Annotated in this window: 20 protein-coding genes; 13 read left to right on the top strand and 7 right to left on the bottom strand. The window is 47.6% G+C overall.

What is annotated here, in order from left to right:
* Positions 1–12: 12 nt before the first annotated feature.
* Complete coding sequence (locus tag B5Z18_RS07460; protein WP_079468744.1) at positions 13–1,374, bottom strand: UDP-N-acetylmuramate--L-alanine ligase; 1,362 nt, start codon at positions 1,372–1,374, stop codon at positions 13–15.
* A gap of 310 nt (positions 1,375–1,684) precedes the next feature.
* Between B5Z18_RS07460 and ytxJ the strand changes: the two genes are divergently transcribed.
* Genes ytxJ through aroQ form a run of 3 tightly spaced genes read left to right on the top strand, consistent with a single transcriptional unit; the run spans position 1,685 to position 3,106 of the window.
* Positions 1,685–2,017, top strand: coding sequence for a bacillithiol system redox-active protein YtxJ (ytxJ, locus tag B5Z18_RS07455; RefSeq protein ID WP_079468743.1), 333 nt, complete (start codon positions 1,685–1,687; stop codon positions 2,015–2,017).
* Positions 2,018–2,059: 42 nt separating this feature from the next.
* On the top strand, positions 2,060–2,641 hold the full coding sequence (locus B5Z18_RS07450) for a UbiX family flavin prenyltransferase (RefSeq protein WP_079468742.1): 582 nt from the start codon (positions 2,060–2,062) through the stop codon (positions 2,639–2,641).
* Positions 2,642–2,680: 39 nt separating this feature from the next.
* Entirely contained in the window at positions 2,681–3,106 is a 426-nt protein-coding gene (gene aroQ, locus B5Z18_RS07445; RefSeq protein WP_079468741.1) for a type II 3-dehydroquinate dehydratase, read from the top strand.
* Between the two features lie 229 nt (positions 3,107–3,335).
* On the opposite strand, the gene bioB is transcribed toward aroQ, so the two are convergent.
* Positions 3,336–4,310 (bottom strand): biotin synthase BioB, encoded by a 975-nt coding sequence (bioB, locus tag B5Z18_RS07440; RefSeq protein WP_079468740.1) that lies wholly within the window; start codon positions 4,308–4,310, stop codon positions 3,336–3,338.
* Between the two features lie 157 nt (positions 4,311–4,467).
* Here bioB and B5Z18_RS07435 point away from each other — a divergent pair, with 157 nt between their 5' ends.
* Complete coding sequence (locus B5Z18_RS07435; RefSeq protein ID WP_079468739.1) at positions 4,468–5,244, top strand: hypothetical protein; 777 nt, start codon at positions 4,468–4,470, stop codon at positions 5,242–5,244.
* Between the two features lie 376 nt (positions 5,245–5,620).
* Here B5Z18_RS07435 and B5Z18_RS07430 read toward each other — a convergent pair whose 3' ends face one another.
* From B5Z18_RS07430 to B5Z18_RS07415, 4 genes are all read right to left on the bottom strand, one after another.
* Complete coding sequence (locus tag B5Z18_RS07430; RefSeq protein ID WP_079468738.1) at positions 5,621–6,721, bottom strand: M42 family metallopeptidase; 1,101 nt, start codon at positions 6,719–6,721, stop codon at positions 5,621–5,623.
* A gap of 60 nt (positions 6,722–6,781) precedes the next feature.
* Positions 6,782–7,615 carry a UbiA family prenyltransferase gene (locus tag B5Z18_RS07425; RefSeq protein WP_079468737.1) on the bottom strand — a complete coding sequence of 278 codons (834 nt, stop codon included), beginning with the start codon at positions 7,613–7,615 and terminating at the stop codon, positions 6,782–6,784.
* Positions 7,616–7,669: 54 nt separating this feature from the next.
* A complete protein-coding gene (locus B5Z18_RS07420; protein ID WP_079468736.1) occupies positions 7,670–9,208 on the bottom strand; it encodes an acyl-CoA carboxylase subunit beta in 1,539 nt (512 codons plus the stop codon).
* 91 nt (positions 9,209–9,299) lie between these two features.
* Positions 9,300–9,731: a hypothetical protein gene (locus tag B5Z18_RS07415; protein ID WP_079468735.1), complete on the bottom strand. Its 432-nt coding sequence runs from the start codon at positions 9,729–9,731 to the stop codon at positions 9,300–9,302.
* A 149-nt stretch (positions 9,732–9,880) separates the two neighbouring features.
* Between B5Z18_RS07415 and B5Z18_RS07410 the strand changes: the two genes are divergently transcribed.
* Positions 9,881–10,864, top strand: a complete 984-nt coding sequence (locus B5Z18_RS07410; RefSeq protein ID WP_079468734.1) for a LuxE/PaaK family acyltransferase — start codon at positions 9,881–9,883, stop codon at positions 10,862–10,864.
* A gap of 23 nt (positions 10,865–10,887) precedes the next feature.
* Here the strand turns inward: B5Z18_RS07410 and B5Z18_RS07405 are convergent, their stop codons facing one another.
* Positions 10,888–11,610: a hypothetical protein gene (locus tag B5Z18_RS07405; protein ID WP_079468733.1), complete on the bottom strand. Its 723-nt coding sequence runs from the start codon at positions 11,608–11,610 to the stop codon at positions 10,888–10,890.
* Between the two features lie 325 nt (positions 11,611–11,935).
* Here B5Z18_RS07405 and B5Z18_RS07400 point away from each other — a divergent pair, with 325 nt between their 5' ends.
* The 8 genes from B5Z18_RS07400 (at position 11,936) to B5Z18_RS07365 (ending at position 21,324) form a co-directional block, all read left to right on the top strand.
* Positions 11,936–12,274 carry a hypothetical protein gene (locus B5Z18_RS07400; protein ID WP_079468732.1) on the top strand — a complete coding sequence of 113 codons (339 nt, stop codon included), beginning with the start codon at positions 11,936–11,938 and terminating at the stop codon, positions 12,272–12,274.
* 78 nt (positions 12,275–12,352) lie between these two features.
* The gene (locus tag B5Z18_RS07395) at positions 12,353–13,180 is read left to right on the top strand and encodes an HvfB family MNIO-type RiPP peptide maturase (protein ID WP_079468731.1); all 828 of its coding nucleotides are present in this window, start codon (positions 12,353–12,355) and stop codon (positions 13,178–13,180) included.
* Positions 13,164–13,913, top strand: a complete 750-nt coding sequence (locus B5Z18_RS07390) for an HvfC/BufC N-terminal domain-containing protein (RefSeq protein WP_079468730.1) — start codon at positions 13,164–13,166, stop codon at positions 13,911–13,913. Before B5Z18_RS07395 ends, B5Z18_RS07390 begins: the two co-directional genes overlap by 17 nt.
* Before the next feature lie 64 nt (positions 13,914–13,977).
* Positions 13,978–14,940 (top strand): polyprenyl synthetase family protein, encoded by a 963-nt coding sequence (locus B5Z18_RS07385; RefSeq protein ID WP_079468729.1) that lies wholly within the window; start codon positions 13,978–13,980, stop codon positions 14,938–14,940.
* 17 nt (positions 14,941–14,957) lie between these two features.
* A complete protein-coding gene (locus B5Z18_RS07380; RefSeq protein WP_200817211.1) occupies positions 14,958–15,146 on the top strand; it encodes a hypothetical protein in 189 nt (62 codons plus the stop codon).
* Between the two features lie 530 nt (positions 15,147–15,676).
* Positions 15,677–18,676: a SusC/RagA family TonB-linked outer membrane protein gene (locus B5Z18_RS07375; RefSeq protein WP_079468727.1), complete on the top strand. Its 3,000-nt coding sequence runs from the start codon at positions 15,677–15,679 to the stop codon at positions 18,674–18,676.
* A 17-nt stretch (positions 18,677–18,693) separates the two neighbouring features.
* On the top strand, positions 18,694–20,169 hold the full coding sequence (locus B5Z18_RS07370) for a RagB/SusD family nutrient uptake outer membrane protein (protein WP_159454228.1): 1,476 nt from the start codon (positions 18,694–18,696) through the stop codon (positions 20,167–20,169).
* Positions 20,170–20,181: 12 nt separating this feature from the next.
* Positions 20,182–21,324, top strand: coding sequence for a carbohydrate-binding protein (locus tag B5Z18_RS07365; protein WP_079468725.1), 1,143 nt, complete (start codon positions 20,182–20,184; stop codon positions 21,322–21,324).

Here is a 21,324-nt window from a genome sequence, read left to right as displayed (position 1 = left end):
TTAATGTATTTACTAATCTGACGGCAATAATGCTTTCAGTTTGCTAAAATCGAGGCCATCGTATGTTCCGGAGCTCATCAGCAGCAGGTTGGTGTCCTGGTATTGTTGTGCGGCCAGGAATGCTTCCAGTTTTTCCCTGTTGTGGAAAACGTGGAGGTCATTACGGCCAAACCGCTGTGCAATCAGTTCCGGCGCCAGGTCCGGCATTCTTTTTATTTCCAGTGCATGTTTGCTGTAAAATACAACGGCGGTATCTGCTGTATCGAGGGCGCCGTGGTATTGTTCCAGGAAATCTGCATTTAAACTGCTATAGGTGTGTAATTCCAGCACGGCTATCAGCTTCCTGTCTGGAAACTGGTGTTTGGTGGCTTCCATAGTGGCTTTCACTTTAGAAGGCGCATGTGCAAAATCACGGTAAATAACGCAATGATCATTTTTTGCTACCAGTTCCAGTCTTTTTGCGGCGCCCTTAAAGGTAGCAATTGCTGCCAGGAATTCCGCATCAGACAGGCCCAGTTCATTACAAACCAGTTTGGCGGCGTGGAGGTTCAGCAGGTTATGATCGCCAAAAACTTCCAGGCAGGCCTGCTGGTTGCCGAAAATAACACGGGTTACGCCATTGGTAATGGTATGTTCCGGCAGGCCGTAGGGCACCAGTTTCAGGTGACCGCCGGTAGCAGTTACCAGGCTAACGAGTTCAGTATCCGTATTGTTGTAGATCAGTACCTGACCGGCTTCCATCTGCCTGATAAAAATGGCAAACTGTTCTTTATATATTTCGTAGGTAGGAAATACGTTGATATGATCCCATGCAATGCCTGTTAACACCGCAATTTGCGGGTGCAGGAAGTGGAATTTGGGCCGTTTTTCAATGGCCGAGGCCGGGTATTCGTCGGCTTCGCACACAATTACTGGGGCGTCTGTAATATTTACGGACTGGGCAAAACCTTCCAGCCGGGCGCCTACGAGGTAGTCGAACGACTGCTGATTAACCTGCAAAGCGTGCATGACCATCGCGGTGGTGGTAGTTTTACCATGACTTCCCCCGATGGCTACCCGTGTTTTATTTTTACTTTCCTGGTAGATATATTCCGGGAAAGAATAAATTTTCAGCTGCAGTTCCCGGGCTTTTATCAGTTCGGGGTTGTCGTCCCGGGCATGCATACCGAGGATCACTGCGTCCAGATCCGGCGTTATCCGGGCAGGGTCCCAACCCATGCTGGCTGGTAAAATGCCCGCCTGTTGCAGGTTAGACAGTGCCGGTTCGAAAATCTCATCGTCACTGCCGGTTACCTGGTAACCTTTATTTTTGAGCGCAATGGCCAACTGATGCATTACGCTGCCGCCTATGGCAATAAAATGTACTTTTGTCATAACGCTGGATATTTTCGGCTTGCCGAAAATTACATTGTTGTTTTTTTTAATGTATTTTCTATATTTGCAAAATAACGTTACAAAAGACGATTAAAAAAGTGGTCGTATCATATTTCCTGTGAAATTTCGTTTTAGTCATAAATTATTTAAAACTGCCAGTATGCAATCTTATGTAAGAATTTTGGGCTACACCGCTATGGTTTGTATCTTTGCCGCTTTCTTGACGTCCTGCGCAAGCCATCAGAAATTAGGCTGTCCCATGAAGGGCATGGCCAAGTCGCCTGCGATAGAACATAACAAAGCATGTTAAATGAATTGGAAAACGTTAACCAACGAGGAACAACTATCTGAAATCAATGCGGCATCAGCGCATCAGCCGGTAGTTATTTACAAACACAGTACGCGATGCTCTATCAGCTCAATGGCCAAAGCCAGGTTGGAACGGTCGGCTGAACCGGAAGGGTTAACGTTTTATTACCTGGACCTGATCACCTACCGGCCGGTATCCAATAAAATAGCGGAAGTGTATGATGTTCCGCATGAGTCTCCCCAGGTACTGGTTATCCGCAACGGCGAATGTGTTTATAATGAAAGTCATGGCGGCATCGCAATGGACGAAATAGTTGCACAGGCTGGCGTATAACCACCCAAATAGGCTAGCTTTGTAAATTCAACAGCATAGCCAATGAAACATCGTATAGTAGTAGCAGTTACCGGGGCAAGTGGTTCCATCTATGCCCGTCAGTTGTTACAAAAGCTGCAGGCAGCACATGAACAGCTGGACCAGGTAGCTGTGGTGATGACAGAAAACGCCAAAACGGTATGGGAAACAGAGCTCAGGGACGAAGAATATAAACACCTGCCTTTCCGTTTTTATACCCAACAGGATTTCCACGCTCCTTTTGCTTCCGGGTCCGGACGCTTTAACACCATGATCATCTGCCCCTGCTCCATGGGCACACTGGGACGCATTGCCACCGGCATTTCCAACGACCTGATTACCCGCGCGGCAGACGTAGTGCTGAAAGAAAGAAGAAAGCTGATCTGCGTAGTACGGGAAACTCCCTATAATCTTATTCACATCAAAAATATGGAAGCGGTTACCCTGGCCGGCGGTATTATCTGCCCTGCCACTCCTTCCTTTTACAGCGTTCCCGCCAACCTCGAAGAAATGGCCGCCACGGTTGTGGACCGGATCATAGACCTGGCCGGCCTGGAACAAACTACTTACCGCTGGGGAAGCGATAGTAATAATAAACAGGATTAATTATCTTAGTCCCTCATTCTTCATTCTATAACCATTATCATGCAAATAGCTATCATCAACGGACCTAACCTGAACCTGCTCGGCAAGCGTGAAACGGGCATCTATGGCAGCGAATCTTTCGAGCAGTATTTCAAACACCTGCAAAAACAGTTTCCGGCAGTAACTTTTAGCTATCACCAGAGTAATATAGAAGGGGAAATTGTAAACTATCTGCATGAAGTAGGATTTTCATACGATGGCGTACTGCTCAACGCCGGCGCCTATACGCATACCTCCATCGCCATCCGCGACGCTATTGCCGGCATCAAAACACCGGTGATGGAAATTCATATCAGCAACGTGTATGCAAGGGAAGAATTCAGACATACTTCACTGATAGCGCCTAAATGTATTGGCTGCATCTGTGGACTGGGGCTGAAAGGGTATCAGCTGGGCGTGGAGTATTTCGGGATGAATGATTTGTAGGAGGGCCTTCGGCGCTGGAAATTGTCTTGGAGCAGGATTAGACAGATTAATCGTGATTACCTTGATTTTATTATGTTTTGATTTTAAAAAGATTAGGGGAGATAAAAGCGGAATTCGCTTATATCTCCCCTAATCTTTTTATCAAAAACCCAGAAAATAAAATCAAGGTAATCACGATTAATCTGTCTAACCCTGCTCCAAGACAATCGCCGAAGGCGATCCCCACCCGCTAGCAACAGCTGGCTTCCTGTGCTTTGAAAGCCTCTCTGGGCTTCAGTCCCAGCAGCTCAAACATCATGTGGTCTTCTTCAAACGAAGGATTGCCTGTTGTTAATAATTTCTCTCCTGTAAAAATAGAGTTGGCGCCTGCCATAAAGCATAATGCCTGGTCGGACATACTCATTTCCGCACGGCCGGCACTCAAACGTACCATTGCCTTTGGCATCAGGATGCGCGTGGTGGCAATCATGCGCACCATATCCCAGAACTCAACTTTTGGCAGATGTTCCAGCGGCGTACCTTTTACACGGGTGAGCGCATTGATGGGAACAGAATCCGGATGGGACGGTAAGCTGCTGAGTGTCCACAGCATGGCGATACGGTCTTCATGCGATTCTCCCAAACCTATAATACCGCCGCAGCATACGCTTACACCTGCTTTTCTCACATTGTCCAGTGTTTGCAAACGATCGTCGTAAGTACGGGTAGTGATAATTTCTTCGTAGTGGTCGCGGGAAGTATCCAGGTTATGATTGTAGGCAAACAGGCCGGCATCGGCTAATTTCTTTGCCTGGTCTTCATTCAGCATGCCCAATGTGCAGCATACTTCCATGCCAAGCTCATTTACACCTTTTACCATATCCAGTACACGGTCGAAATCGCGGTTGTCGCGCACTTCACGCCAGGCGGCGCCCATGCAGAAACGGGTAGATCCCGCCTCTTTTGCTTTTTGGGCATAACTCATCACGTCCTCTTTTTTCAGGAGGCCATGCACATTGATGTCAGTATTATATCTGGCAGCCTGTGGGCAGTAAGCGCAATCTTCAGGGCATCCGCCTGTTTTGATAGACAAGAGGGTGCAAACCTGCACCTCTGCTGTATCCTGGTATTCACGGTGAATAGAGGCAGCACGGTACACCAGTTCCAGTAAGGGCGTGTTGTAAATAGCTTTAATTTCTTCTAACGTCCAGTCATGACGGATCATAGATCTGATTTTGTTTGAATAGCAAACGTAGCAAATTATTACGAAATACAAATTACCAATTAGTAGGAGTGAAAATGAGGGAAATTTGATTATTCTGTTGAAATACACTTAATTGCGGGACTCAATTTAAATAACCAACATCCAGAAAACCACTTCTATGAAACATTTCCCCAACGGCAGCAAGCTGTCCGTGCTCGTTCTATTTGCCGCGATGGCATTTTCCAGTTGCAGTAAAAATGATGATGACCCAATCCTGCCTCCGCCGCCGGTGTACACCCTGGATCAACTCTACAATCAGGCTGTAGACGACGCCATGATTGCAGACAGCAACGAAATTACCGATGCACTGTGGCCCATCACTCCAGACAACCCGGACCTCCAATGGAAAACCATCAATGGCCAGCAGTATGTGTTGATGGCTACCTTTATGCGTTTCCCCGGAAGTTACCCGGCCGGAGATTCCATCAACACAGTATGGGGCGAATCCTGGCTGTTCATCCCCAAACAGATGAAGAACCGGATCGGACCTTCCTTTACAGCTACGTCAGATACCATTCAACGTATCTGCCAGTTACTGGGCCTGCCACCGGTTAATGCAAAAACGAATACCCATATCGCTACCATGTGGGTAAGCGCTTCGAGGTTGTACCGCCCCGCCGGCAACCCCGCCATTACCACCAAAACCACCGGTGCCGTACCCATCAGCGGTGTATCGCCGGAGTTTTCCACCTGGTTTAATAACTACATCATTTTTGCTTATTACCGCCCGTTGACATCAGCTACGGATATGCATTATCCGTGGACGCGGCTGGGGTATACCTACGACTGGGCGCCGGGCGCCAGCAGGGTAGGACTGAGTGAATATGTGATGCAGGCCAGTTCCGGTGCATGGGTAGAGAAGGTGAACAGGGCGGCAGACTTCTTTAAAAACTAAGTACACACAAGCGTAAAATTAGTTTAAGCGGCCAGGATCCGGTGATATACCGGATCCTGGCCGCTTTGCTTTGGGGGCAAAAACCAATAGTGGCGGCAGCGCGTCGCTACGCTGAGCCGGGCCCTACCCTGGAATATTCCCGGGTATATTCATATTATATTTCCGGCAAAGACAGAGATAAGCTGTATCTATATAGGTACGGGTTATCTACGGGTTATCTACGGGTTATCTACGGGTTATATACGGGTTATCTACGGCTTATCCTATGATGGGGCATGCCGGACGCTACCAGAGGATATAGCCCTTGTATAAACAAAAATGCCCCCAAAAAGCACCTGGCTTTTTGGGGGCATTAAGTTGATCTTCTCTTTATATCTTACAGGTACTGAAAATTCGTTTTAGGCGTAATATTCAGTAATGTCTGGTAAATCAGCTGAATTGTATTTTCAATATCATCTTTCTTCACCATTTCCACAGTAGTGTGCATATAGCGCAATGGTAAGCTGATCAGGGCGGAAGGCGTACCGTCGTTGCTGTAGGCAAAAGCATCGGTATCCGTGCCGGTACTGCGGCTTACTGCATGCAGCTGGTGAGGAATGTCGTTCTTCTTGGCCGTTTTGATGATGAGATCACGGAGGATGTTATGTACCGCCGGACCGTAAGTGATGCTCGGACCACCGCCACATTTTATTTCTCCCTCAATATTTTTGTTGATCATCGGGGTGGTAGTGTCGTGGGTTACATCGGTGATGATGGCTACATTCGGCTTAATGCGCTTGGCGATCATTTCGGCACCGCGTAAGCCCACTTCTTCCTGCACCGCATTTACGATATAAAGACCAAAAGGTAACTGCTGCTTCTTTTCTTTCAGCAAGCGGGCTACTTCTGCAATCATAAAACCACCGATACGGTTATCAATAGCGCGGCAGATGTAGTAATCGTAGTTCAGTTCCTCGAAGCCATCTTCAAATGTACATACGCAACCTACGTGTATACCGAGGTCCTCTACTTCTTTACGGGAGCGTGCGCCGCAATCGAGGAAAATGTTTTCCACCTTTGGCTGTGGTTCTTTACCATCGCCGCTACGGATACGGGTGTGGATAGCCGGCCAGCCGAAAACAGCTTTTACGGTACCTTTCTCGGTATGGATATTCACGCGCTTGGAAGGAGCAATCTGCTGATCAGAGCCGCCATTGCGGATTACATAGATTAAACCTTCCGGGGAGATGTAGTTTACGAACCAGGAGATTTCATCTGCGTGGGCTTCTATCACCACTTTAAATTCCGCTTTAGGATTGATAACACCAACCGCAGATCCGTAAGAATCTACAAAATATTCATCGATGTAAGGCGTCAGGTATTTCAGCCAGAGCTTTTGTCCTTCTTTCTCAAAACCGGTAGGAGACGGGTTATTCAGGTAGGTTTCCAGGAATGTCAGGGATTCCTTATTGAATATTGATTTCTGTTTTTTAGACATAATATTTGCAGATTGTGACGCGACAAATGTAAGGAAAACGCGGGATTGTGCTGCCCCGGTTTAAACGATCATGAGATATAATACGGCCGACAAGGCCATGAAGCCATCCAGTACGAAGTAGAACAGGTAATCGGAATCGGTGCGTTGCGCTTTACGGGTAATGAGTGCGGTGGCGATAACGGGTATCATCAGGGTAACAACAGCAGGCAGCGTTGTATAGGACCACATCAAACCGGCGCTTATGGCGGCTATCACGAGGGATGAATAGTAGAGCCGCATCAGGTTTTTCTCATCCAGGGCGGTGATCAGGCTGCGGATACCTTCTTTCTTATCTGATTCCAGGTCGCGGTAATCAAATAAGATACAGATCGCATAGATGAGTCCAAAGCGGTGTATAGTAAGATATACCAGTGGCTGTGTAACCACGTTGTTGGCTATCAGCGCGGGAAGTACCGTGGTTACATACGTCCATACGAAGGTGAGGAACAAGGTTTTGCCGATGGCTATTTTACTAAGCCACCGGAATGCTTTGTGTGGCACTTTGGGGGCAGAGTACAAAAAGGTGAGTACTGCGCTGCCACTTAGTACCAGCCAGTGTTCGCGCAGTTGCCAGAAAAACCATAAAGAGCCGGCCAGGCCAATGCCGCATAAAATGAGCATAAGGGCACGGTGACGGTTACCCCAAAGTATTCTTTCTGAAGCGGAGTAGCTACCAGGTGTAAGGTACCAGTGAAAATTGTAGCTGCAGATAGTAGAAAAGAAAACGAAAAGATAAAAGGTATTATGTGGGTAATCGAGGGCCAGCAACTGGTTGGTTTGCCAGATCATCCCGATGGCGCACCCGGAAATATAAACGGACGTGAAGAGAATAAGATTGAAAAGGCTGCGGAGCATATGTTTAGCTTTTAGCCTCCCGCTTTTTAGCACTAAAAAGCGGGAAGCCAGTTGCTACAAAGGTATATTGCCATGTTTTTTTCGTGGCATATTTACCACTTTATTTTCAAGCATTTTGAAAGCCTTGATCAGTTTGATACGGGTCATTTCCGGTTTGATCACTTCATCGATGTATCCTTTTTCTGCTGCCAGGTAAGGGTTTGCGAACCTTTCCGTATAGTCGGCCACGAGTTCGTTCATGCGCGCTTCCGGATCGGCGGCGGCATCTATTTCTCTTTTGAAGATGATTTCCACAGCGCCTTTAGCGCCCATTACGGCAATTTCGGCCTGTGGAAAAGCGAAGTTGAGATCAGCGCCGATATGTTTGGAGTTCATCACGCAGTAAGCGCCGCCGTAGGCTTTGCGGGTGGTAACGGTAAGTTTGGGTACGGTGGCCTCGCTGAGCGCGTACAGCAGTTTGGCGCCGTTGGTGATGATGCCGTTCCATTCCTGGTCGGTGCCTGGCAGGAAGCCGGGAACATCTACCAGTACCAGTAGCGGGATGTTAAACGCATCGCAGAAGCGGGTGAACCGGGCGCCTTTTACGGAGGCGTGGATGTCCAGTACACCGGCGAGGTGGGCCGGCTGATTGGCTACTATACCGATGCTTCTGCCGGCGATGCGGGCAAAGCCCACGATCATATTTTCCGCAAAATTTTTATGTACCTCAAAGAAGCTGTCGGCATCCGTAATCTGTGCGATAGCCTCTTTCATGTCGTACGGCTGGTTCGGATGTTCCGGGATCAGCGTGTTGAGGGCTTCCCTTAATTCATTGCCAGGCTCGTACGGGTATACCGGCGCTGTTTCTTCACAGTTCTGCGGCACATAGCTCAGGAGCTGTTTGATATACTGGATGCATTCTATTTCATTGGCGCAGGCGAAATGGGTTACGCCGCTTTTGGCAGCATGCGTTTGGGCGCCACCCAGTTCTTCTGAAGTCACTTCTTCATGGGTAACGGTTTTTACTACGTTAGGCCCGGTCACAAACATATAGGAGGTTTGTTCCACCATCATGATGAAGTCGGTGATAGCAGGGGAGTATACGGCGCCGCCGGCGCAGGGGCCCATGATGGCGGAGATCTGCGGGATCACGCCGGAAGCCCTGGTGTTGCGGTAAAAGATATCGGCATAGCCACCAAGACTCACCACACCTTCCTGGATACGTGCGCCGCCACTGTCGTTTAAACCGATGAGGGGAGCGCCGTTCTGCATAGCCAGGTCCATGATCTTGCAGATTTTACGGGCATGCGGTTCAGATAAACTACCGCCATATACGGTGAAGTCCTGTGAGAAAACATAGGTCAAACGGCCGTGGATAGTACCGTAGCCGGTTACCACGCCATCGCCGAGAAACTGCTCCTGGTCGGCCGTAAGACCGCGGTTGCGGTTAGTAACCAGCATATCCAGTTCTTCAAAAGAACCTTCATCCATCAGCAGCTGTATCCTTTCGCGGGCGGTGAGCTTACCTTTTTTATGCTGGGAAGCAATACGTACATCTCCTCCGCCAAGCATTGCTTCGGCGATCTTTGCCTGTAGTTCTTCTATTTTATCCATATGCTAAAAATCAAAAGTAAAGCTAAAAATAAAAGGATCCCTTTAGTAAAAGGAATCCTTAAATGTATGATATTTTAGAATGTAACGTTTGTCAGGGAATGTTGTAAGGTATTTTTGGAGTAGCGAGGGTATCACTGATATTTCCGGCATTATCGCGGATAAATACCAGGAAGTGGATGCTGTCGTTCAGGCTTTGGTAGGTTCTGAAATCTACGGGATCGAGCCGGATAGCTACTTCTGCTTTTACGCTGTTGCCTCTGTTGGCGCCAATTTCAGGCATCCGTCTTACAATATAGAAGGTATCCTGTATTTTAGTATCGTAGAGGGGGGCTATCTGTAAAGTATCTTCTATATCACCGTCCCCGTCCCGGACATCAAGCGTTACAAACATTACCTGGGTATTGGCTACCACGCTGTCGAGCGAATATCCTTTGAAGCTGAGAGTGGGCTTAGTACCTATTTTATCCTTTTTACAGGCGTAAAATAACCCGGCCAGCAGGAACAAAAACAGAATTTTCTTCATAAAACAAACCTACATTAATTTAGGAAATATACAAATATTCGGTTATCGCCATCCATCTATACCAAAACGTTTTTTTGTGACAATTGTTACTTACTGCGGATAGATTTATTCTTCTCCCTAACTTTGTGCGATTTTAAATTCAGTTTTGCATGACCGCCGTATCACCGGAATATATATTTTCATTAACCGAAAGTGGGCTGGAAGCCGCTGCACTGGAGCTGTTTCAGTACCAGTACCGGGAAAATGACCTGTACAGGGCCTATACTGATGCCCTGCACATCCCGCCTGCTTCGGTGAAAAGCATTCTTGAAATTCCCTTTCTCCCCATACAATTTTTCAAATCACATACCGTGGTATGCGGCCGGTTTGAGCCGGAACTGGTCTTTGAAAGCAGCGGCACCACCCAAACGGTGAACAGCCGGCACCTGGTTAAACACTCCTCCATCTATACCCAAAGCTTCATGACGGCCTTTGAGCAGTTTTACGGCCCGGTGAGCGACTATGTGGTAGTGGGGCTGTTACCTTCTTACCTGGAGCGGCAACATTCTTCGCTGGTGCGCATGGTACAGGAAATGACCATCCGCAGCGGGCATCCGGAAAGCGGCTTTTACCTGTACGAACATGATAAGTTGTTCCATCAATTGCAGGAGCTGGAAGCACGCGGACAAAAGGTATTGCTGATAGGCGTTACTTTCGGATTACTTGATTTTGCAGAACAGTACACCCTTTCCCTGAAAAATACCATCGTGATGGAAACGGGTGGAATGAAGGGGAGAAGGGAGGAATGGACGCGTGAGGAAGTACATGCTTTCCTGAAAGAAAGACTGGGAGCAGCCTGTATCCATGCGGAATACGGCATGACGGAGCTGCTATCGCAGGCTTATTCCAAATGTGATGGTTTGTTTGAAACGCCGCCCTGGATGAAGGTGTTGCTGCGCGATGAGAATGATCCTTTCCAGCTCACTGCCGGCAAAGGCGCGGGCGTTATGAATGTAATTGACCTGGCCAATATATACTCCTGTGCGTTCATTGCCACTGAAGACATTGGCCGTATGCATGCCGATGGCCGGTTTGAAGTACTGGGCCGGCTCGATAATTCTGCTTTGAGGGGCTGCAGCCTGATGGTTAGCTAGTATGTTGAATTTATATGATGTATTTATTCGTCCATTGCGGCGAGGTGCAGGAGCGCCGGTAATTTCCCCGGATCGTGCATAATAGCGGATAGGGACGACATATAAGGAAAGGAGTGATGATCCATCCCAAATTTATGAAGCAGGTATACATCCAGTTGCTCCGGTGAGGTATGCCCCTGTATATAATCACTGAGGTAAAAGAGAAAACGTTGTCTTTCTTTTTCAGATAATAACACCAGTGCTACCTTGTCTTTCAGGCTGTTATGCTGGCCCGACCGGAAAATCCTCAGCGCCTGTTTGTAATGGGCCACTGCCAGTTCACCGGCGGAAGCAGGTAATAATTGTGTACAGAAATAGTCTACAGCGATATCATCAAAGAACCCGGTTCCATCGTCGGTATCCGGCTCGTTATGCCAGGTAGCCCACTGGATCAGCTGTTCCGTGGTGATATAACCGGTAAGCATTGCCTCCAGCTGGTGGATAACTCCTTCGCGTGTGGGAGTGGTATCGGAAGCATGGGAAATAGCAGTTACAATATCCTGGTAATAATGTTCATTGATTTCACTGGCAGTCTGGAACAGCAACCTGCTCACTTCAGTGTTTGATTCTTCTCCGGCCTTCTGTTGCAGCGGGGATACGCTGCGCAATTCATCTATTACTTCCTGTCTTGTTTTAGTACCACGTAAATATGCTTTCAATAATGTTACAAAGTAAACGGACGTTACAGGCGACATTTCATTTTTCATGGGCCGAGTTTAATTCATATTTCATTGGGTACAGGCCAAAAATAGGATAAAATGCTGAATAGTGGATGCCGTTATCCCGCCATTTACCTTCCTGTCCTTGCCGGTTATCCGCCTTTAACATTTTTTTGGGTTGCGGAGAAAACTAAAACAGGTAAATTTCGGTAACCTTTCTGCTACAACCGGCAAAACAATCATATGCGGGCAGAAGCTTTTCAGACAAGCGCAACTGGAGAAATAACCGGATTACCTGTAAGGATTTTTTAATCACCATGTCTACCTCTCAAACACATATATTTTCTCACCAGTTTTTTAAATTTTTAAGAAGATGAAAAACAACAATCCTATCAGCAAAAAAGTACTGTTTTCCGGCTCTCTTGTTGCCGGTGCTATCCTCGGTATGGCTGCATTGCAGGTAACAGCAAGGCCCGCCGGGTATACTAACCTGGGCTCCGGCGCAGCAGTAAGAAGCGCACTAACCGGCGCATCCGGCAATACGGCCAATGCCATTGAACTGTCTTGCGGCGCAAAAAAAGACAGCGCTGCGGCAGGTAAAACAAAAGAAGGTAAATGCGGTCAGGGCAAATGCGGTGAAGGAAAATGCGGTGACAAAAAAGGTAAGAAGGGAGACAAGCATAAAAAAGACACTACCAAATCCGGTAATTGATTTCCAGGTCAGGTAAAGGCCGGTGTGGTACGCACAGGCCGGTCTTTACTTTATTTTAACCTCCTAAAATGTACGATCATGGTAGGTGTAGGTTTTCGCAGGGAGTTTGCGGAAGAAATGATCAGCGGTGAACATATCCGGCCCGACTTTATTGAGTTTGCTCCTGAAAACTGGATGAACATCGGCGGATACTGGAAGAAAGTATTACATCGTGTAGTAGAAAAATACCCGGTGCTGTGTCATGGGCTTTCCCTGTCAATCGGCAGCCCCGAAGCACTGGACAAATCATTTCTGCAATATGTAAAAACATTTCTCCGGGAATACAACGTACAGATTTATTCCGAGCATCTGAGCTATTCCAAATGTGATAATGCACATCTGTACGACCTGCTGCCCATCCCTTTCCGGATGGATGCGGTAAAGCATATTGCAGGCCGGATACAGCAGGTACAGGATTATTTGCAACGCCCGCTGGTAATGGAAATTGTATCCTATTACACACCTGTAGCGGCGGAAATGAGTGAAGTGGATTTTATCAATGAAGTGGTAAAACAATCCGGCTGCCAGCTGCTGCTGGATGTAAATAACATCTATGTAAATGCTTTCAATCATCAGTATGATGCCAAAGCATTTATACAACAACTGCCGCTCAGCAAAGTAGCTTATATCCATATGGCCGGCCATGAGCAGGTAGCGCCCGACCTGATTATCGATACCCACGGGGAACCGATTATAGACCCGGTGTACGACCTTTTTGAATGGACCATTCAACACCTGCAACCGGTACCGGTTTTACTGGAAAGGGATTTTAATATCCCGGAAATGGCGGAGCTGCAGGGCGAGTTAACAAGACTGAAAAATATTTGTCATAAACAATGGAAACGGAAAGATGAACTTGTTGCCTGACACTTATCATATCCAGCAAACTTTTTCCACCTATTGCAGAACAGGTGAAAAAGTAAAGCTGCCCGGCGTAGCGCCTCACCGGCTGAAACACTACCGCCAGCTGGTGTTTAACATGATCCATGATACAATGGAAAATGCCTTCCCCATTGCATTCAAACATATTCCCACCGCAAAGTGGAATAAAATGGTGAAGGAGTTTTTTTCGAAACATGCGTGTCAGTCGTACCAGGTGTGGAAGCTCCCACTGGAGTTTTACACCTACGCGGTAGCGCATAACTGGGAAGATACTTACAGTATCCCCTTCCTCAACGACCTCCTCGCTTTTGAGTGGGCGGAAATGGAGGTGTATAACATGGAAGATATACCTGCACCCGCGTATTCCCTTTCCGGCAACTGGCTGGATACGCCGCTGGTACTCAATCCTGAACACCGGTTGTTATCTTTTCATTACCCGGTTCACCTGGTAGCGAAGCCAAAAGACATCCTGAAAAATAAGGGTGTTTATTTTGTGTTGTTGTTCCGCCACCCGGAAACAGGGCATGTGGAATTCACGGACCTGTCGCCCTGGCTGGCTTTTTTAACGGAGCAGTTAACATCGGGTATCACGGTAAGGGATATACTGGAATATGCACCGCAGCTGAATATAACGGATACGGGCACACTGGAACAGGACACGCTCGCTTTTCTGAAGCATATGCAGCAATTACATTTTGTGCTGGGCTTTCAGCAATAAAGAAAGTCAGGTTATACTTTCCCTCAGAAATCGTAATTTCGGCCCCGTTCTTAGTGATGATCATATGCAATTAGCCAGGGAAACGATTGGTAGCGAACTACAACGGTTTGAGGAGATTTTTCATGATGCCATGCAAAGTGATGTACTGTTGCTGAACAGGATTATGGCGGATATTGCGGCCCACAAAGGGAAGCAGATGCGTCCTATGTTTGTGTTGCTGTGCGCCCGCTTGTGTGGCGCCATCAACGATGGTAGTTACCGCGCCGCCCTGCTGGTGGAAATGCTGCACACCGCTTCCCTTGTACACGACGATATGGTTGATGATGCGATGAAACGCCGAAGCGCGTTTTCCGTAAATGCCCTCTGGAAAAATCGTGTATCCGTAATGGTGGGCGACCAGCTCTTTACAAAAGGTGTACTGCTGGCGCTTGATAATAATGATCCTGGTCTGCTTAAAATTTATGCCGCCGCCATCCAGCAAATGATAGAAGGAGAACTGTTGCAGCTGACCAAGGCCAATAAACTGAGTTTTGAGGAAAAGGACTACTATGATCTCATCAACGCCAAAACGGCTTCCTTCCTGGCCGCTGCCTGTGCCGCCGGCGCTTCTTCTGCCTGCGATAACCCGGAAACCATCCGGCTGTTACACGACTTCGGGCAAAAAGTAGGCATGGCCTTTCAGCTGAAAGACGACCTGTTTGATTATGGCAATACCGACATCGGTAAACCTACCGGCAATGATATCAAAGAAAAGAAAGTAACCCTTCCCCTGATCTATACCGTTCAACAGGCAGCCCCGGTGCTGCGGAAAAAGATCCTTCACATTGTAAAGCACCAGCATACCGATAAAGACAAAGTGAACTTTGTAGTGGAAACCGTGAACCGCTCCGGCGGCCTTGATTATGCCACCCAAAAAATGATGGACTACCGCGATGAAGCATTCCGGATCCTCTTTACCTTTCCGCCTTCCCCCACACGCGCCGCACTGGAAGAATTAGTGCGTTATACCACCGACAGGGCATACTGATCCTGGGATTTTTGCTGGTGGCACGCTTGCCTGACCTGCGCATCTTTGCGTTAATCCGCATGGGGATTCATGATACAGATAAAATTGCGCATATCCTCCGGTACTCAGTAAACACCATCAACACTTATAAAACCCGGATTAAGAATAAGTCGGTGGTGGCGAATGAAGAATTTGAAAAAAGGATCATAGAGATGAAGGCGGTGTAGCCCCTCAGGATTAAATTTTTAAAAATAATTCACAAAAAACTATGAAAAATCCATTTAGCTAATTACATTTGGTGCAGTAGCGTTAAAAAAACAACCAGAATTTAAAGAGCATTGATAGTACAAATGACCAGTTAGACCCTGTGTTTGCTGTAGTTTCCCCACTGTGCGTTGGTACTAGCAATTATTGAAAACCAGAATTACAGATCGATTGAAAATTTCACGTTAATTAATCTTTGTTTCCATGACTCAACGTTCATTACATCCTGACAGGGTTACCCGCTGTCCCTAACTACTACACGGGCGTTATGCTTTCACAGTCGACATTATTTTGGCATCCTGCTTATGCTGCACGAGGCATTTTGCATGGCAGATATTGTGCTGTAGTGGCCATGGCGTGCCCTGAACTCTAAATTTACAGACATTCCCCTAAAGGGAACAGGGCAACCTATGCCCGTTCATGTCAAAAAAAAATTAATGTGGTGTAAAGCTTCTTTTACACCCTGGGATTCTCATTCCTAAATATTGCATGTATGAAATACTTTTACTTTTTCCTGCACAGAGGTATTTATTTTTTTGCAGCCATGTGCCTGGTGAGTACCTCATCGGAAGCACAGAATGTGTTGTTTAAAAATAATAAAGATACCTCCGGTGTGAATGCAGATTCACTTGCCTTTTCCAAAGTGACATCTACCAGGCGCGACACGCTGGGATATTTTCCCAACAATGAACTTTTCCTGAAACGTAGTGCCAGCGGGGCTATTTCTTCAGTAGACATTGGAGAAGTGAAAAAACTCCCTTATACCAGTATCGATCAGATGCTGATAGGAAGGGTAACTGGAGTGGATGTACGAATTCCTTCTGCGGAACCCGGAAAGCGTAACAGCGTATTCGTAAGAGGCACCTCTTCCCTGCTATTGAGCAACCGCGACTTGTTTTACGCGCAACCTACCTATGTGGTAGATGGTGTGCCCCTCATCATGGAGCATGCGTTTGCCTACGACATCCAGCGGTTCGATTTTAACAGGATGGGAACAGAAACCAACCTGCTTGGTTTCCTGGATATCAATGATATCGAAAGTATTGAAGTGCTGAAAGATTTTGCTGCCAGCGCAAAATACGGTCCCAATGCAGCCAACGGCATTATCAACATCACTACCAAAGCGCCGCGTGTAGGGCAAATGCGGGTGTCTGTAAATGCTTATGCCGGTGTGGCGCTGAAACCCGCGGTAGATGCAGTAAACGGCAGATACGAGAGTGATTTCCGCCTGCCCTTCTACCAGAAATATGCGGATGAAACGCAATGGCGCAACTTCCCCCGCTACCTGGCAGATTCTTCCCAGGCCCGCTACTATGGCCCTGCCAACTGGGACGATCTTTTTCTCCGGAACGCATTTACAGAAGGTATACAGGCGGCTGTAAGCGGAGGTACCCCTTACGCGAACTTCCGTTTCAGCATCGGGCAATCCTCGCAGCAGGGCGTATATGATAAAACAGGAATCAAACGCTACGATGTAAACTTCGGTATCAATATTCAACCGGTCAGGAACCTGATTTTTACAACAGATATTTCCGTAGCTAATCAAAACCGTAAGAGGAATGAGTTTATCCGCGACCGTGCCGGGGATGAAGACTATCTCTTTAACTACGATGCCCCCTTATCACCTAACAAAGCCTACCTGCAACAGTATTATACGGCGCTGGAAAATACCATTAACCGGAACAAGAATAATTCAGCCCGTATCATTGCCAATGCGAAGTACAGCTTCTTATCGCACTTCACCTGGAATACCCGTTTCGCTATTGACTACGGACAAAATTTCCGCGACTTCTTTGTGCCTACGGCGCTCGGTGAAGGCAACAGCTATGTATCCAACTACGATGGCCTGAACAGGCGGATGATTCTCGATAACTCCCTGCAGTTTGCAAAAACTTTTCCTGGAAAACATCATGTTGAAATAACGCTCGGTCAATATGGTCAATGGGACAAATGGCGCTATGACTACGGCCGCGCCTACAAAGGCTCCAGCGATTATGTGAAGATTTACCAGCCAGGTACCGATCAGCAGAAAGAAGGCCGCTTCGGCAACTTCCGCCTGATGTTTAATACCAAAGATTTTACGCAGTCGCGCCTGGCATCTTTCTACACCAACATCGGGTATAACTTCAATGAAAAATATTTTGTTTCCCTGTATGTGAGAAGGGATGGCAGCTCTTACCTCGATGCGGATAACCGCTGGCTGATATCGCCTACCTTGTCTGCATCATGGAAAGTACATAAGGAAGATTTCCTGAAAGAATCTTCCTGGCTGAGCAACCTGAATGTCCGCGCCAGCTGGGGCCGCGTAGGCCGTTTGCTGATGGATGAAATGTATACCGGCGGACCGGTATATAATGTGGATGCAGGTTGGAACGGTGTGCCCAATATGTCGACCTACAACGGTTTCCCTGTTATCAACGCTGCCTATACCACCGGTTACGTAGTACCGGGTACTTCCTGGCCGGTAGTAGAACAGTTGAACGGCGGCATTGATATCGGTCTGTTTCACGACCGGTTACGTGCATCGCTGGATGTATACGCCAAAACAGACCGCAACCTGGTACTGAAAGTGCCTACGCTGGAAGAAGAAGGATATACCGGGATTGTAAAAAATGGTATGGACATCCGCAACTATGGCTATGAGCTGTCTATCGATGCAGATGTAGTGAAAGGAAAGAAATTCCAGTGGACCACCGGTATCAATATTTATACAAACCAGAATAAGCTGATGGCTTTGCCTGACGGGATTACCGACCTGGTGATCAACAACCGCCGCTTCCTGGTAGGCAAGCCGGTAGACCGCTACTGGCTGCTCCTCAATGAAGGCATTTACAACTCCGATGATGAAGTGCCCGTAAATCCAAAAACAGGCAGGAAAATGACCTACCAGGGTGTTACCCTGAAAAAGGGTGATCCCAAATGGACAGATTTAAACCGCGATTTTGATATCAACGACAAGGACCGTGTAATGAAAGGCCGCTTGTCGCCCGCTGCTACCGGAGGTTTCACCAACACCTTCCACTACGGCGCATGGGATGTGAACATCCTGCTGAATTATTCTTTTGGTCGTAAGGTGATTAACCAGGCGCTGGCCGATCGCTTTGATTTCGCCAACAGGGAAGCTATTGATGATCCAAAGGCGATCAAAGAAATCAGCTGGTGGTCGAAAGTAGAAGGCGACTACAGCAAGATCCCGCAATACAATCCCTGGAGCGCGGTATATGCCTATCAGCCCAATCAAACCCTGTTCCTTGAAGATGGCTCCTTTGTAAAGCTCCGCGCATTAACAGTAGCCTATAACATGCAAACAGAGTGGATGAAACGTTCGGGTGTTGAACACCTGCGTATTTACGCCACCGGTAACAACCTGCTTACGTGGACAAAGTATAAAGGCGGTGATCCGGAAGCAGTGAGCTACTTCGGGTATGACGAAGGGTATTACAACTGGGCGGCTCCACGCACCTTTACACTGGGCTTTAATTTTCAATTCTGATGTTAAAAAACAAGATCATGAGAAAGATAGGGTTGATACTATTACTGGCGGTGAGTATGCCGTCCTGTAAAAAAATGCTGGATGTGCCGTCACATCGTGCCCTGACAGAAGAAAATATGTGGCAGACTAAAAATGATGCACGCGCGGGATTGTCTGCCTGCTATGCTTTGATGCGTGCTGCCATGTCAAATGAAAACGCGCACTGGGTGTACGGAGACCTGCGTGGAGGCGACTTCCAGTCGACCAAACGCGGTGATCTGCGTGCGGTAGTTGAAAATAACCTGAACGCAAGTTATTCCACCATGGAAGAATGGCGCGACTGGCGAAGATTTTATACAGCTATTGCGCAATGCAATCTTACCATACAAAAATTACCGCAGGTAACTGCTACCGACTATCGTTACTCACAAAATGAGATGACACTGGACCGCGCACAGGCCATTTACATCCGCGCATTTTTGTATTACTATATAGTAAGGATCTGGGGAGATGTGCCACTGGTCACTGCTCCGTCTGATGGGACCTCAAAAACGATTGCCCGTGAAAAATCGGACAAAGTACTGGACTTTGCAGCTGCAGAAGCAAAAGCCTGTATTGATGGCTTACCCTGGAAATACAATGGTAAATCGCCGGAACAACAGGGTGATTACCGCGGCCAGGGCGAATCACATCATATCTCCATCACCATCACCAAAGGGATGGCCTACACGCTGCTCGCGCATATCTATAACTGGAAAGGGGAGTATGATAAGTCGCTCGAGTATGCCAACACCGTTATCAATAACCAGTCGAACACCGGTTACGGCTTTGTAAGCCTGAACGACCTTACCCGGCTGGATGGCGCTTTCCGCGGACGTATCGGGGCTAATATCTTCCAGATAGATATGAACTTTGACCATGCGGAAATATCTTCCACCGGTCAGCTGGAAGACTGGACCCTCCGTGAACCCTATATTCCAAAAAGGGAGTCTGAAATTTATGTGCCGAAAGACAGTGTACTGAAAATTTACAGCGAACCGCGCGAACAACGGCCTACTTACTTCTTCACAAAAATGGAAGAAGCCTATCCCATCTTCTTTAAGATGAAACAGATCAATGGCGCGGTGAAAGACCCGGTGTTGAAAATGTATTCGTCCTGCATTATCGTATTCCGGTATGAAGAACTGTACCTGCTGCGCGCAGAAGCCAAAGCGCGGTTAGGACAAACAGCGGAAGCACAAAAAGACCTGAACCAGATCCGTAACTCCCGCGCACTCAAAAATGTAAACGTAGCTATGGCCGGCCAGGAGCTGATGGATGCCATTTTGCTGGAACGCAGAAGGGAGTTGATGGGAGAAGGATGGTACTGGTACGACCTGGTACATTTCAAAAAGATCCCGCAATACACCAGGCTTACACAGGCTGATGTAGACAGGGGAGCGGCCCTGTGGCCACTATCGCAGGAAGCGCTGTCCAACAATGGCGCGCTGGTTCAAAATTCTTTCTGGAAATAATAAATCACTGCCATGAAAAAATATTTAATACTACTGGCTGTCACGGCTTGTTTTGCATGCGAAAAAGGGATGCAGGACTACCGGAATGCAAAGCCCGTATCGGAAGTGAAAGTAAGTACCTATGATTTTCTCAAACAGCAGGGAGGATTGTACGACACCCTGCTATTACTGATAGACCGCGTAAAGCTGACCGATACGCTTAAAAGTCAACAGGTCACTTTTTTTGTTCCGCAGGATAACAGCATCACCACTGCTATCAGGAACGTGAATTTTTCCAGGGAACGTCTTGGCGATAAAGGCAACTGGACGCTGGACAGTATTCCGCTTGAAGTATGGGACAGTCTTTTACGGCGCTACATTGTACGCGGACTGGTAACTGCCGATTCGTTGAGATACGCGGATGGCAGCGACCTGGAATCTTTATACGGTCATGAGATGAACGGCAAAACCGCCAGCACCAATGCTTCCGGTGCAGTGGGCGCCGGCACGGCGGTATTGCAGTACAGTGATAAAAACGAGTCGAGGTTTACAAAAGACTGGTCCATTGCGCTCACGCAAAACGTGGATATCAAATCTACCAATGGTTTGATGCACATCCTGGAAACCAGACATGTATTTGGCTTTACCTCCTTTGTTGGAAAAGCCTATCCCAAATCGCTGGAACCGCTGCAGGGGCCATACCTGGGCTACCCGATTGAAATACCCGGTATCGTAAACGCAGCGGATTATGATGAGGGGCCCAAAGAAGTGGCTTACCATTACGGCAATCCCAATGGCGGTCATACTTACCGTCCTGATGACCCGGGTACAGAAAACTGTTCGCAGGGGGATGGCTCCACAAGTCCTGGTGGCAACTACAACATCGGCTGGACCAGCGATGGCGACTGGGTACGATACACCGTTGATATCAAAGAAGCCGGAAAATATAAAGTGGAACTGAGGATTGCCGGTAATGGCGGTGGTCTTATTTATCTGCTGATAGATGAAGTAAGGGTATGTGAAGATATCCCGATACAGGGCACCGGCGGCTGGCAAAACTGGCAGGGAGCCTTTGGTACGGCAGATCTGCCCGCAGGAAAGCACCTGATGAAAGTGATGATTAAGAAAGCAAATCTTAACCTGCACCGTCTCATCTTCACCAAAATAAATCCATAA

Source organism: Chitinophaga ginsengisegetis, assembly GCF_900168065.1.
Lineage (GTDB): Bacteria > Bacteroidota > Bacteroidia > Chitinophagales > Chitinophagaceae > Chitinophaga > Chitinophaga ginsengisegetis.
The sequence above is the reverse complement of the archived record's forward strand: the minus strand, read 5'-3'. Positions and strand labels throughout refer to the sequence as shown.

What these genes read in the sequence shown, in the direction of transcription:
- B5Z18_RS07435 (WP_079468739.1), top strand. Translation starts at nt 4,468, where the DNA reads ATGAAACATTTCCCCAACGGCAGCAAGCTGTCCGTGCTCGTTCTATTT.
- B5Z18_RS07390 (WP_079468730.1), top strand. Translation starts at nt 13,164, where the DNA reads ATGAACTTGTTGCCTGACACTTATCATATCCAGCAAACTTTTTCCACC.
- B5Z18_RS07365 (WP_079468725.1), top strand. Translation starts at nt 20,182, where the DNA reads ATGAAAAAATATTTAATACTACTGGCTGTCACGGCTTGTTTTGCATGC.
- B5Z18_RS07395 (WP_079468731.1), top strand. Translation starts at nt 12,353, where the DNA reads ATGGTAGGTGTAGGTTTTCGCAGGGAGTTTGCGGAAGAAATGATCAGC.
- B5Z18_RS07460 (WP_079468744.1), bottom strand. Translation starts at nt 1,374, where the DNA reads ATGACAAAAGTACATTTTATTGCCATAGGCGGCAGCGTAATGCATCAG.
- B5Z18_RS07375 (WP_079468727.1), top strand. Translation starts at nt 15,677, where the DNA reads ATGAAATACTTTTACTTTTTCCTGCACAGAGGTATTTATTTTTTTGCA.
- B5Z18_RS07450 (WP_079468742.1), top strand. Translation starts at nt 2,060, where the DNA reads ATGAAACATCGTATAGTAGTAGCAGTTACCGGGGCAAGTGGTTCCATC.
- B5Z18_RS07405 (WP_079468733.1), bottom strand. Translation starts at nt 11,610, where the DNA reads ATGAAAAATGAAATGTCGCCTGTAACGTCCGTTTACTTTGTAACATTA.
- B5Z18_RS07430 (WP_079468738.1), bottom strand. Translation starts at nt 6,721, where the DNA reads ATGTCTAAAAAACAGAAATCAATATTCAATAAGGAATCCCTGACATTC.
- B5Z18_RS07415 (WP_079468735.1), bottom strand. Translation starts at nt 9,731, where the DNA reads ATGAAGAAAATTCTGTTTTTGTTCCTGCTGGCCGGGTTATTTTACGCC.
- B5Z18_RS07410 (WP_079468734.1), top strand. Translation starts at nt 9,881, where the DNA reads ATGACCGCCGTATCACCGGAATATATATTTTCATTAACCGAAAGTGGG.
- B5Z18_RS07425 (WP_079468737.1), bottom strand. Translation starts at nt 7,615, where the DNA reads ATGCTCCGCAGCCTTTTCAATCTTATTCTCTTCACGTCCGTTTATATT.
- aroQ (WP_079468741.1), top strand. Translation starts at nt 2,681, where the DNA reads ATGCAAATAGCTATCATCAACGGACCTAACCTGAACCTGCTCGGCAAG.
- B5Z18_RS07420 (WP_079468736.1), bottom strand. Translation starts at nt 9,208, where the DNA reads ATGGATAAAATAGAAGAACTACAGGCAAAGATCGCCGAAGCAATGCTT.
- ytxJ (WP_079468743.1), top strand. Translation starts at nt 1,685, where the DNA reads ATGAATTGGAAAACGTTAACCAACGAGGAACAACTATCTGAAATCAAT.
- B5Z18_RS07370 (WP_159454228.1), top strand. Translation starts at nt 18,694, where the DNA reads ATGAGAAAGATAGGGTTGATACTATTACTGGCGGTGAGTATGCCGTCC.
- bioB (WP_079468740.1), bottom strand. Translation starts at nt 4,310, where the DNA reads ATGATCCGTCATGACTGGACGTTAGAAGAAATTAAAGCTATTTACAAC.
- B5Z18_RS07400 (WP_079468732.1), top strand. Translation starts at nt 11,936, where the DNA reads ATGAAAAACAACAATCCTATCAGCAAAAAAGTACTGTTTTCCGGCTCT.
- B5Z18_RS07385 (WP_079468729.1), top strand. Translation starts at nt 13,978, where the DNA reads ATGCAATTAGCCAGGGAAACGATTGGTAGCGAACTACAACGGTTTGAG.